Consider the following 12,728-nt stretch of genomic DNA (forward strand, 5'->3'; position numbering starts at 1 on the left):
AGGCAGCCCACTGCCCAGATAGGAGACCTATGCTCATTGCACGGGTAAATCATTTTATGTGATGGAGTAGTGGTGAACACCTCAACGACTGTTCGGCGTCAGGCAAAAAAGAAAGGCGAATCGCGCGAATTAGCCATCGTTGCATTTTGGGACTTCAGCGCCAATCGAGATTTGCTCAAGGACTCGGAACGACTGCTCCAGATAAAGGAAGGGTTTTGTGCTGACCTTTTCCAGGCTATTCGCGTGACCTTTGATCTTCAGGAGCGCAGTTTGGAGACGCTGCTCAATGCATCGATCTCCACGCTCGAACGGCGTAGGCGTGAACAAAAGCCCCTCGATCCTGTCGCGTCAGAACGACTAGACCGGATTGCCGCTGTATGTCACCTGGCCGAAGAGGTTTTTGAGAGCAGAGAGACGACCGCGCAGTGGATGTCGAAGCCGAACAAAGCCCTCGGCGGAGGGGCGCCGATTATGCTCTGCGAAACCGAGATCGGAGCCAAACAGGTTCGCCGTGTACTTCAAGCTCTGGAATGGGGTGGTGCCGCCTGAGCTAGCTCACTCGCAGCTATGTGAGCCTGTCAGCTATGTGGAGCCTGTGAACTTAACCTGTGTCCTTCTTGGTTAGCGTCATGCGGTCATGTATATGGAAATTAGCGAGTTTATGTTCCAAGGATAACTTTTCTAACTCATTTATATCTGGGTAGCCATAAGGTGCAGTGGTGTCTTCCACACCCTCAAATACCGGCACATTGCTATCGCCTGGCTAACCTAGTCGTACAATTCTCGGCAGTAAATTAGCGTCGGGATCGTTCACAACACAGCGGTCTGAGCTGACAGGCAACATAGGGAGTGTGCGTGGCTAAAATCTGCAAGGTGGAAATCCAGAATTTCCGAAGTATCCGCAATCTCGTGTGGGCACCTGGTTCGGGCCTGAATTGCCTAATCGGCCCCGGCGACAGCGGCAAATCTACAATCCTTGATGCGATTGATTTATGTCTTGGTTTTAGGCGCAACGCGCATATCACCGACGTGGACTTCTTCAGTATGGACGTAACCCAGCCGATCAATATCACGGTGACCCTGCGCGACCTTGATACACCACTGAAAAGCATCGAGACATACGGGATGTTCTTGCGCTCCTGTAATCCAAAAAAACATCTGAGATCGAAGAGGAGCCTCACAAGGACTGGCCAACGGTACTCAGGGCTTAGCAATCCACCATCAGCGTAGGCTTAGTAAAAATTCCAGATCTGCACCCAACCGGCGGCCGTATCTCATCAATACATAGACGGTGTTTTGAGTTTCGAATAGGCATCCGTGGGTGAACGAAACTTCATATGAGCTTTTAACCCAGTCGCCTGGAAGAAAACGCCCACGACTGTCTTCAATGACGCAAAGCGCATAAACGATGCTGGCCGCGAGGCCCAGCGTCGCAAGCGCTTTGGCCTGCTCGTCGGAAACGGAAACATCGATCAACGTCCAGTCAGCTACTAGGCAATACGCTTTGCCCGGAGAATGCGCCTCAACAAACGACACCGCTTCGGCATCACTCAGAACACTGCCAATCAAGCTGTTTCCTTTGCCGGCCAGCAAATCGATCAAACCTGACATTTCCATACATTCCTCAGGGTCTGCCTCAGAGGAAATACACCTTCACTCTTGCAGTTAATCCGTGCGAACAGGGCCTATTAGCCTCTAGCGTCGATCTCTATCAGCCTTGTTGTGACGCAGTGCCGATAGAGCTCGATCCCAGACTGATTATAAGGGTCGTCCCCTGCCCAATCAGAAAACCAGACCGCTGGATGATGTGACGCAGGCAGTCGTGGACACAATCACTTCATAGCCTGCTTCCTTCCGAGGGTATGGATTCAACAGCGAGGCGCCGACGGCGCATCAAGCGGTAAGCTGCCGGGATGACAAACAAGGACAACAAGGGGGCGGTGACCATGCCTCCGACCATGGGTGCGGCGATGCGGCTCATCACTTCGCTACCGGTGCCGCTGCCCAAAAGGATGGGTAACAGGCCGGCAATAATGACGGCCACGGTCATGGCCTTGGGGCGGACCCGTTGCACCGCGCCTTCACGAATAGCGGCGACCAGGCCACGTTCAGTGTTGTCGCCGGCGTCTTCACGTTCAGCCCAGGCGTTCTTCAGGTAAAGCAGCATGATCACGCCAAATTCGGCCGACACACCGGCCAGGGCGATAAAGCCAACACCGGTAGCCACTGACAGATTGAACCCCAGCAGATACAGGAACCACGCCCCGCCAGTCAGGGCGAACGGCAGGGTGGCCATGATCAGCAAGGCCTCGTCGAAGCGAGCGAATGTCAGGTAGAGCAGGACGAAAATGATCAGCAGTGTGGCCGGCACTACCAGCTTGAGTCTTGCATTGGCTCGCTCAAGAAATTCGAACTGCCCCGAGTAGCTCAAACTCATACCTGGCTGCAACTTGACCTGCTCACTGACGACCCGGCGCAGGTCGGCGACCACTGAGGCAATATCCCGGCCACGCACATCGATGTACACCCAGCCAGAAGGTCGGGCGTTCTCGCTCTTGAGCATCGGAGGGCCGTCGCTGACCTTGACCTTCGCCACAGTGCCAAGGGTGATCTGACTCCCCAAAGGGGTGTAGATCGGCAGCTGCTCCAGGGCGCCGAGCGAGTCACGCCACTCACGGGGATAACGGACATTGATCGGGAAGCGGGCGAGCCCTTCAATCGTCTCCCCGACGTTTTCACCGCCGATAGCGCCGGCCACGATCGACTGCACATCGGCGATGTTCAGCCCGTAGCGGGCAGCGGCCTTGCGGTCGATATCCACATCGATATAGCGGCCGCCGATCAGGCGTTCGGCCAGGGCCGAACTGACACCGGGCACCTCCTTGGCCACGCGCTCGACCGCCTGAGTGGCCGCATCGATTTCCGTCAGGTTGGTGCCGGCAACTTTCACCCCGATCGGACTCTTGATCCCGGTGGCGAGCATGTCGATGCGATTGCGGATTGGCGGTATCCAGATATTGGTCAGCCCCGGGACTCGTACCACTCGATCCAGTTCTTCCACCAGCTTCTCCTGGGTCATCCCCGGGCGCCACTGCTCGCGTGGTTTGAACTGGATGGTGGTCTCGAACATCTCCAAGGGGGCCGGGTCGGTAGCAGTTTCGGCGCGGCCAGCCTTGCCGAAGACGTGTTCGACCTCGGGGACGGTCTTGATCAGGCGGTCAGTCTGTTGCAGCAGCTGCGCCGCTTTCTGCGCCGACAACCCTGGCAGAGCCGAAGGCATATAGAGCAGATCGCCCTCGTCCAGCGCCGGGAGGAACTCGCCACCCAAGCGAGAGATCGGCCACAACGCGCTGACAAAGATCAGTAGCGCGACCAGCAGGGTGATTTTTGGACGACGCAGCACCGCGTCCAGGGCCGGTTGATAGATTCTGATCAACCAACGGTTCAACGGGTTCTGCTCCTCATTGGGAATCCGTCCGCGAATCCAGTAGCCCATCAGCACTGGTACCAGAGTCACCGACAGTCCGGCCGCCGCGGCCATGGCGTAGGTCTTGGTGAAAGCGAGGGGGCCAAACAGGCGGCCCTCTTGCGCCTCCAGGGTGAACACCGGAATGAACGACAGGGTGATGATCAACAGGCAGAAGAACAGTGCCGGACCTACTTCCGCCGCCGCTTCGGTCATTACATGCCAATGATGTTCGCCCTTCAGCTCCTCCCCCGGGTGGGCCGCATGCCAGGCCTCGACCTTCTTGTGGGCGTTTTCGATCATCACCACGGCGGCATCGACCATGGCGCCGATGGCGATGGCGATCCCGCCAAGGGACATGATGTTGGCGTTGATCCCCTGGTAGCGCATGACGATGAAGGCAATCAACACCCCAACCGGCAGAGAGATAATGGCCACCAGCGATGAGCGCAGGTGCCAGAGAAATATCCCGCAGACCAGCGCGACGACGATGAACTCCTCAATCAACTTGTGGCTAAGATTTTCCACGGCGCGGTCGATCAGCTTGCTACGGTCGTAGGTGGTGACGATTTCCACCCCGGCCGGCAGACTGCTTTTCAATTCGTCGAGTTTGGCCTTGACCGCGGCAATGGTTTCGCGGGCGTTCTTGCCGCTGCGCAGAATCACCACGCCACCGACAGTCTCGCCTTCGCCGTCGAGTTCGCTGATGCCGCGACGCATCTCCGGCCCCAACTGGATCGTGGCCACATCGCCAAGGGTCACCGGCACGCCACCCGCACCGAGCTTGAGCGGGATCGCACGGAAGTCGTTCAGTGTCTTCAAATAGCCGGAAGCACGCACCATGAACTCGGTCTCCGCCATCTCCAGCACGGCGCCACCGGTTTCCTGATTGGCCTTGCCGATAGCCTCGGTCACCTCAGCCTGAGTGATGCCCAGGCTGGCCAGTTTGAGCGGATCAAGCTGCACCTGGTACTGCTTGACCATGCCGCCGACGGTGGCCACTTCCGCAACGCTCGGCAAAGTCTTGAGTTCGAACTTGAGAAACCAGTCCTGTAGCGCGCGCAGCTGCGCCAGATCGTGTCCGCCGGTGCGATCCACCAGTGCGTACTGATAGATCCAGCCCACCCCTGTAGCATCCGGCCCCAATGCCGGCTTGGCGCTGGCCGGTAGACGGCTTTGTATCTGGCTCAGGTATTCCAGCACCCGCGAGCGAGCCCAATACAAGTCGGTACCGTTTTCAAACAGCACGTAAACGAAGCTGTCGCCGAAAAAGGAATAGCCGCGCACGGTTTTCGCTCCCGGCACCGAGAGCATGGTGGTGGCCAACGGGTAGGTCACCTGATTCTCGACAATCTGCGGCGCTTGTCCCGGATAAGGGGTACGGATGATCACCTGCACGTCGGAGAGATCCGGCAGTGCATCGATGGGCGTGCTCTGAACCGACCAGATACCCCAGGCTGTGACGAAGAGCGTCGCCAGCAGCACCAGGAAGCGGTTGGCCACTGACCAGCGGATAAGGCCGGCGATCATGGTTGGCCCCCGGTTTTTTCCAGGCGCTCAACGCGCAACCCATCATCGGTTTGGCTCACTGCGATCCGAACCTTGTCGCCCGCCTTGAGTCCTTGCATGAGCGCCGGGTCAGCCAATGGGAAGGTCATGGTCATGCCTGGCATACCCAAAGTCTTGAACGGCCCATGAGCAAGGGTTACGTCTTTATTGTTGATTTCAACGATCTGCCCGTCAGCCTCATGCAAGGCCGAAGCTACGGCGGTAGAGGGTGGCGTTTCCACCGTGCCTGCGACGATGCCCTTGAGACTGGCCTCGGAGTCGAGCAGGAACTGGCCAGAGGTAACCACCTTCTGGCCTTCTTCCAGACCTTTCAGCATCACCGTCTTGCCTTCGTTTTCCTGCCCGGGTTGCACCTCTACTGGCCGGTAGCGACCAGCGTCTTCGGCAAGCATCACCAGGACGCGTCGGCCGGTGCGAATGAGTGCCTCGCTAGGTACCCACAACACGCTTTGCTCAGTCGAACGACTCAGGCGCACCTGTGCCGTCAATCCGGGTCTGAGGCGCCCGGCAGGGTTGGGTAGTTCGACGCGTACACGTATGGTGCGACTGTCCGGATTGGTCTCGGGAAGAATTGCGCTGACCGTGCCGTTGAGCACAGTCCCAGGGAAGGCTGGCAGGCGTGCTTCGACCCTTTGACCGACGACGATTGATCCAGCCTCCGACTCTGGAACGGCCACGGCTAGCCAGACGCTGCTCAAGCCATTGACGCGAGCCAGAGTCTCGCCGGCCGCCACGGTCATTCCCGTACGGACATTCAACTCTTGCAGCACACCGCCAATGGGGCTGGTGAGGGTCAGGGTTGGCTGGACCTTACCGCTGCGTTCTACCTGAGTAATCAGCGCCGCCGGCATTCCCGTGAGGCGCAGCCGTTGGCGTGCTGCCGCCAGCAATTCAGCATCGCCGCTGCGTTGGAGTGCGAGAAACTCTTCCTGAGCTGCGGCCCACTCTGGTACCAGGATATCGGCCAAAGCTGCATTGGCCTGGAGTACATCGCCCGGAGCACGGGCATACACCCGTTCCACAAAGCCCGCAGTACGCGATTGAATCACCGCGACATCCCGCTCGTTGAATGCCAGCACACCAACCACGTCCAGCCTGGAAGCAAGGACTCCACGAGTGACTGTGGCCAGACGCAAGCCGAGATTCTGGGTCAGGCTTGGGTCGATACTGATGGCCGCGTTGTCCGTCGCTGCATCAGCGTATTGGGGTACCAGCTGCATGTCCATGAAGGGCGACTTGCCCGGTTTATCGAACTTCTGCTGCGGCTGCATTGGATCGTACCAATACAGTAACTTGCGTTCGTCTTGTGTCTTGGGGGGCAGTTCGGTGGCCGTTCCAGGCATTACGTTCATGTGCTGCCGAGCGAACCAATAACCGCCAACAACCCCTAAGGCGACCGACAAGCCGGTCAACACAGCGACTTTCCAGATTCGTGTGCTCATTGGTTGTTTTCCCCATAGGCGAAATACAGGCGCGCGCTAGTCAGTGCTCGCTGTTCTTCGACGTCGATCTGTTTGAGGCGGGCCTCTATGAGTTCGCGTCGGGCAGCGATGACCGGCGCCAGATCACCCTTACCGGCGCGGTAGCTGGCCATGCTCAGCCCGACCTTTTCCTTGGCCAGAGGCAGCAGGCTGTCCTGGCTGCGGCGCACGGCACGAGTCAGGCGCTCGTATTCGGCCAGATCCCCCTCCAGTTGCTCGGTATGCTCGCGTACCAGGGCTTCGCGCTCAGCCTCCAACTGATTCAGTTCGGCGTGTTTGGCGGCAATCTTCGGGTTTTGTCGAGAGTCGGGGAACAGTGGCAGATCGAACGTGAACTGCACGCTGACCATGTCCCCAAATTCCCGCCCGCGGCGTTGGTAATCAAGTTCCCAGCTCCAGTCGGACTGCTTTTCCGCCTCGGCTTCACGCACCTTGGCCTGCGCTTCGCGGGTCATTGGGGTGAAAGCCGCCAGCGTGGGATGATGTTGCAGCTTATGGGAATAACCTGAAGTATCGATGGGCCACTCGGGCAAGCTACCGACGGGCTGGTCATTGGCCGCCAGGCCAATCCAGCGCTTGAGTGCCGCTCGGGCTTGCGCACGCAGGCGAACTAACTCGTCCTGTTGTTCCGCCAACTGAGCCGCCTCCTGTTTCGGCGTGACCGAATCAACAGGCTGAGCACGACCGCCGGCTATCTGCGCCCGAACGGTATCGGCCAACAGACGGTTCTCTCGATAGAGGTCCTGAAACAGGGCCTCTTTGCGCTCGACGGAATAGCTACTGATCCAGGCCAGTGCGGTGGCCTGACGGACGTTCAGGCGCTCCACACGACCTTCAGCCGCAGCCCGGTCAATGGCTGCCTCAGCTACTTCGATGCGCGCCCGGCGCTTGTCGCGGTTGGGCACCTCCTGCATGACCCCAACCATTTGCATGGTCATGAAGTCCTGGTCGATGCTCCAGCGATCGGGACCGCCAACGGGGTAGTTCAGTACGCCGAGCTTTAACTTCGGGTCAGGTAGTTCGCCGGCTGGAATGGCAGCACTGCTGGCGGCTTGCAGTTTGGCGTTTTGGGCGGTTAACGACGGTGCATTGTTTTCGGCCAGCCGCAACGCTTCATCGAGTGTCAGGGGCGCGGCAAGGCTCGGCAATGCCAGCACGCTTGCCGCCAGGGCGGCCACGAGGGACCAACCGGTGCAATAGCACTTGGAGTTCATGTTCACGATTCCTGTGATGATCCACTGCGCACCTCTTTGAATACATGCGCGCAGATAGGCCATCCCGCTAAAACGGGATGAGGCTCAGTGTGGTACAGGAATCAAGCGCGAGGCGGTCGCCAAACCCCAGAAGGGGCCTGGGCAGGCAGGAAGTCGTTGGGGAAGGAAAGCACAATGGGACTGGACAAGGTGACAGGAGGCTTGATGATCGAGACTTGCAGCATGCCGCCAGTCTTGCACTCCTGGCCCGGCTTGCAGGGTTTGCCGTGATCGGAGGGGCTTTTCATGTCGTGGCAACAGTCCTGGCCCATATCTCCCATCATCGTCATGCCCGTTGTTTTCATTGGGCAAGGTTCTGTCGGTGCCTGAACGCCCGCCATCCCGCTGAGGGGAAGCGCTAGGCTAATCAGGAAAATGAGGCAGCACCGCAGGTAGCGTTTCATGCGGGGGAGTCTAGTCGTTGGTGACGGACTGTACAATTACGACTCTGTCAGGAAGGCCCGTCGGATGCATCTGAAGGTCAATAAGAACCTCCTCACGTAGAAACAAGGACTCGCTAAACAGACAGACAACCCAGCCGGACCATGCTGGGGTTATTACGAGTCATGATGCTCTCCTTTCGGGCAAGTTGTAGAAGGTAGGTCATCCAGAACCGGCCCAGGTGGTTGCTCAGCGTCATCGCAATGTTCGAAAAAAGGACGAAATGAAAAGCGATGCCATGAAGAACGATGGCATGGAAAAAAGACGAAATGAGCAATGACATGATGAAGAAATATTAGGGAGACCTGGTCGCATCTGCTTCAGATCGTGCGTGCTTCCGCCTGGAAGTTTCCAGGACCATCAGCTCCTGCTGATTCACGAAAGCACTAGAAAAGTCGTCTACCAATAGCCTGAGGGTTCAAGGTGCCGGCAGCGCTTCGACTTTGTGTGGACAGCTCGTTTAACCGCTTGCGCAATCTGAGTTGTTCAACTGAATCGCTCCAGACTTCCTAGGCGCACTCCAAGCTCATTGAACTACCTCGAGTATGACCGATCCCAATAGGCAGTCCGTGATTCGTAAGCTTAAGAGCTTGAATCCGGTAGGTGATTCTGGCTGGCCTTTTTTGCGCAGCAGGTCAGCAGCAGGTCATCGGTTAAAGCGTTCGATGAACCCGCTTCGCGGAAATGATCCAGCCGGATCTCGCGGTTCTTGCTCAAACTACCTTGAGCTGTCCCATCATGCCCATTGCCTCATGTTCAAGGATGTGGCAGTGGAACATGCGTAGGCCGGGCCAACGCTGTACCGTTTTAATTCGTACGATTTCGTTCGCGCGCAGGTTGACTGTATCCAGCCATGCTCGGAACGGAGCGGGCGTGACCACCCCCTCGAACTCGCGCTCAACTACTTGGAACTGGGTGCCGTGCAAGTGGAAGGGATGGTCCATGTCCGTGCGGTTGACGATTTCCCATAGTTCAACTTCGTTGACTCGACTGACCAAGTCGATCCGTTGCATGTCGTATTCCTGATCGTTGATCAGGAACTGCATGCTGTGGCGACCGTTGACCATACTCATGCTTTCGCTGAATACCACTTGCTTATGGGTTGAGGTCGGGCCAAGGTCGGCCACTGAGCCAAGATGAGCAGGTAAGGCTGCCTGCACCTTGGTAGTGACGGCTGTAAAATCAACCGTCAGCAGTGGCATGATTTGATCAGGCACCACATTGCCCATCTTGCCCCGTGGATAAACACTAGCGGTTAGCTCTGCTTTGTCTCGACGGCCACCGGCATCGACGATGAGTTCGACCCGTTGGCCGGGTGCCAGCAAGTATTCGGTCAGTCCTGGCTGTGCAGCTTCCAGTAAACCGCCGTCGGTGCCGACCAGAGTCAACGTGCTACCGGGCAGCGTGAGTTGCAGATACCGGGCACTACAGGCATTCCAAATGCGCCAACGTTCGCGCCCTCCAATGTCAAATGGCAATACTGGCTGATGCTGGGCGTTGACCAAGGCGAACTGGCCTTCGCGGCCATTCATCCAATCGTTTTCGTTATTTGGTGCGATGGCAGCATAGCGGTCAAGTTTGAGATCAGAGATCACTAACAGTCTTTCCGGCAGTGCTGTCAGTGGGTCTTTTCGCGATCGAACCACCAGCGGCCCGGCCAATCCACGAAAGGCTTGCTCGGCTGTATATTGATGCGGATGCGGGTGGTACCAGTAGGTGCCCGCGCTACCCTCCGGCAGATTGAAACGGTAGATACGGCTTCCGCCAGGTGGAACTGGGTCTCGCGGGTTACCGTCCTGCTCGGGCGGCACTGGCAAGCCATGCCAGTGAATGGTGGACGGCTGTTTGAGCTGATTGACGAAGGTTATTTCCACCGTGTCCCCCTCAAATAGCTCGATCAAAGGACCGGGCAGAGTGCCGTTATAGGCCCAGAACTCGGTCGAAGCGTGAGCGGGGATAAAAGGCAATGTCACAGGTGCAGCGGTCAGCTTGCCTTGGAAGGTACCCGGTTGATTGCTGGTGTTTGTCAGTTTGGTGAGTTCGCGAAGTGTGCCACCTGCGGGCAGCAACTCGGATGCCAGCAATGGCAGTCCAAGAGGCGACGACAGGGAGTCCATGGTCTCGGCCGACCACGCTCGCAACCAAGGGCCTGCCAGTCCTGCTACAGCCATCCCGCCGAGAAAGGTACGTCGTTGCATCTTGGTCACCTTCACTTGGTCATTGGCATGCTCATCATGCTCGACTGCTGATCCATCATTTTCATCATCATGTCCATCATTTGCGTACCGCCGTTTTCAGTTCCGGACATGCCCATGTTCTTGCAGCCGTTACCTGTGCCCATATCACGCATCATGGCCATTGAGCCTTTCATCGCGTGCATGCCCTCCTGCATGGCAGCCTGCCGCTCGGCAGGGGTTTTGGCGACGGCCATTTTGTCGCGCGCGGCTTGCATTTTCTGCATTTGCTCGGTCATGACTTGATTGCCGGTAGGCTTGGCTTGAGTGCTTGTCTCTGCGGGAGGAGGCACTGTTCCGGCAGGAGTAGGGGCTTCTGCTGCGTTGGCGAACGCGGCAGTGCTAGCGAGTAAGGCGGCTAGAACAAGCTTCAGTGGTGATCGCATGACGGTCTCCATAGGGTAAAGGACAAGCTTGCGCGGATAGACTGCGCGGATTAGGACACTTCAGTTAATTGGTGACGCTGTTGCTTGTAAAAATAGCTTTCGTCTAATGAGGGGGAGTTGACAGAGGTCAAGTAAAGGCGTGCCAGCCAATACTATTGTCATTACTGGATTCTGCTACGGAGTTCGGCGTCGATTTCACCATGGCGGATCGAGCAGAGTTTTAGCGTCATCAAAACGACGTACGGCGATACCGTATATGAGGAGCCGAGCTATTCTGAACAATGCGTAATAATTGTCATTCCCAGCATGTCGTATTAATTTTTGGCTGAAAGAAAACACAAGACACATGGCAGAAGTAATGCCGACAGAAGCAACAGTCACAATGTTGTCAGGTTTAAACTTGTTCTTCTTTGGAGAATAAAATGCGTAAGTTATGGGTGGTTTTCGCAGCATTGGTTGCGTTAAGTCTAAACGGCTGCGGCTACAACACGTTCCAGAGTCAAGACGAGCAAATTAAGGCGGCTTGGTCTGAGGTCGTGAACCAATACCAACGGCGCACAGATCTGGTACCTAACCTAGTCAATACCGTCAGAGGTTATGCCTCACATGAAAAAGAAGTATTGACCCAGGTGACGCAGGCGCGGGCTCAGGCCAGTTCCATACAAGTGACGCCAGAAGTGCTCAATGATCCGGCCGCTTTTACCAAATTTCAGGCTGCACAAGGCGAGCTGTCTGGAGCATTGTCCCGACTGTTGGCAGTGAGTGAAAATTACCCTCAACTAAAAGCCGACGCCGGCTTTCGCGATTTGCAGGCGCAATTGGAAGGCACCGAAAACCGCATTGCCGTGGCGCGCAACCGCTACATCAAATCAGTACAGGAATACAACGTCACGGTACGTTCGTTTCCCTCCAATCTAACGGCAATGGCATTCGGATACAAAGAGAAGCCTAATTTCACGGTAGAAAACGAAAAAGAAATTTCTAAGCCACCTGCCGTAGATTTTGGGACGACGCCTGCTGTTCCCGCAATCGGGTCTCAGGGAGCAGCCAAGTGACGACGATGCGCACGGCAAGCTCAGCAGCATTATTTGTCTTTGTGCTTTGCTGGTCTTTCCTTGCGGGCGCTGAAATCGCAGTACCTCCCTTGGTCAGTCGGGTAACCGACCAGACCGCTACGCTCACGGCAGAGCAGATGGCTAGTCTGGAACAGACTTTACGGGCGTTTGAGGCCAAAAAAGGCAGTCAGCTTGCACTTCTCATTGTCCCTACCACCCAGCCGGAAGCGATCGAGCAATACGCTTTGCGCGTTGCGGAACAATGGAAGTTAGGACGAAAAAAAGTGGATGACGGCGCAATTTTGGTCATCGCGAAGAACGATCGTGCGCTTCGCATCGAAGTAGGCTACGGGCTTGAGGGCGCACTCAATGACGCTATCAGCAAACGCATAATTAGCGAAGTCATCACGCCGCGCTTTAAGCAAGGGGATTTCTACGATGGCATTGCTGCCGGGTTTGACCAGATGATCCGAGTAATTGATGGTGAGCAATTGCCAGCACTCAACGCACAACCTATCGGTGACATTGGAGATATTCGACAGTATGGCCCGTTAATTTTTATTCTTGCGCTAGTAATAGGCAGAGTTCTGCGCCCCGTATTGGGCAGATTTCCGGGCGCGCTAGTCACTGGCGGGGTTGTGGCTATCATCGCCTGGTTGGTGGCCGGCGCGCTGTTCATCGCGCTTGGTGCTGGCGTGATGGCCCTTTTGTTCACATTGGTTGGCGGCGGTATCGGCGGCTACGGTATGGGAGGGCATCGAGGAGGATTCGGTCGAGGCGGTGGTGGTTTTGGTGGTGGCGGTGGCGGATTTGGCGGTGGCGGCGCATCGGGGAGGTGGTGAC

11 protein-coding genes are annotated in these 12,728 nt (G+C 56.9%); 4 read left to right on the forward strand and 7 right to left on the reverse strand.

The window, feature by feature from the left end; translation table 11 throughout:
- Window positions 1-72 precede the first annotated feature (72 nt).
- Window positions 73-549 (forward strand): type II RES/Xre toxin-antitoxin system antitoxin, encoded by a 477-nt coding sequence (gene parS / locus ACX3YD_RS15585; RefSeq protein WP_454838545.1) that lies wholly within the window; start codon window positions 73-75, stop codon window positions 547-549.
- Between the two features lie 324 nt (window positions 550-873).
- Entirely contained in the window at window positions 874-1,230 is a 357-nt protein-coding gene (locus ACX3YD_RS15590; protein WP_458962053.1) for an ATP-dependent nuclease, read from the forward strand.
- Here ACX3YD_RS15590 and ACX3YD_RS15595 read toward each other — a convergent pair.
- The 7 genes from ACX3YD_RS15595 to ACX3YD_RS15625 form a co-directional block, all read right to left on the reverse strand.
- Window positions 1,222-1,611 (reverse strand): DUF6957 family protein, encoded by a 390-nt coding sequence (locus tag ACX3YD_RS15595; protein ID WP_454838543.1) that lies wholly within the window; start codon window positions 1,609-1,611, stop codon window positions 1,222-1,224. The genes ACX3YD_RS15590 and ACX3YD_RS15595 overlap by 9 nt on opposite strands.
- 226 nt (window positions 1,612-1,837) lie before the next feature.
- Window positions 1,838-4,996 (reverse strand): efflux RND transporter permease subunit, encoded by a 3,159-nt coding sequence (locus tag ACX3YD_RS15600; protein ID WP_458960473.1) that lies wholly within the window; start codon window positions 4,994-4,996, stop codon window positions 1,838-1,840.
- On the reverse strand, window positions 4,993-6,477 hold the full coding sequence (locus ACX3YD_RS15605; protein WP_454838541.1) for an efflux RND transporter periplasmic adaptor subunit: 1,485 nt from the start codon (window positions 6,475-6,477) through the stop codon (window positions 4,993-4,995). Before ACX3YD_RS15605 ends, ACX3YD_RS15600 begins: the two co-directional genes overlap by 4 nt.
- Complete coding sequence (locus tag ACX3YD_RS15610; protein WP_454838540.1) at window positions 6,474-7,730, reverse strand: TolC family protein; 1,257 nt, start codon at window positions 7,728-7,730, stop codon at window positions 6,474-6,476. The genes ACX3YD_RS15605 and ACX3YD_RS15610 overlap by 4 nt, the downstream gene beginning before the upstream one ends.
- 101 nt (window positions 7,731-7,831) lie before the next feature.
- Window positions 7,832-8,173 carry a hypothetical protein gene (locus ACX3YD_RS15615; RefSeq protein ID WP_454838539.1) on the reverse strand — a complete coding sequence of 114 codons (342 nt, stop codon included), beginning with the start codon at window positions 8,171-8,173 and terminating at the stop codon, window positions 7,832-7,834.
- A gap of 750 nt (window positions 8,174-8,923) precedes the next feature.
- Entirely contained in the window at window positions 8,924-10,408 is a 1,485-nt protein-coding gene (locus ACX3YD_RS15620) for a multicopper oxidase family protein (RefSeq protein ID WP_454838538.1), read from the reverse strand.
- 11 nt (window positions 10,409-10,419) lie between these two features.
- Window positions 10,420-10,830, reverse strand: a complete 411-nt coding sequence (locus tag ACX3YD_RS15625; protein ID WP_454838537.1) for a hypothetical protein — start codon at window positions 10,828-10,830, stop codon at window positions 10,420-10,422.
- Window positions 10,831-11,252: 422 nt separating this feature from the next.
- Here ACX3YD_RS15625 and ACX3YD_RS15630 point away from each other — a divergent pair, with 422 nt between their 5' ends.
- Together ACX3YD_RS15630 and ACX3YD_RS15635 are read left to right on the forward strand one after the other, a co-directional pair.
- Window positions 11,253-11,885 (forward strand): LemA family protein, encoded by a 633-nt coding sequence (locus ACX3YD_RS15630; protein WP_454838536.1) that lies wholly within the window; start codon window positions 11,253-11,255, stop codon window positions 11,883-11,885.
- A 5-nt stretch (window positions 11,886-11,890) separates the two neighbouring features.
- On the forward strand, window positions 11,891-12,727 hold the full coding sequence (locus ACX3YD_RS15635) for a TPM domain-containing protein (protein ID WP_454838601.1): 837 nt from the start codon (window positions 11,891-11,893) through the stop codon (window positions 12,725-12,727).
- Window position 12,728: the final 1 nt, after the last annotated feature.

This window comes from Pseudomonas fluorescens group sp. PF-1, assembly GCF_054481335.1.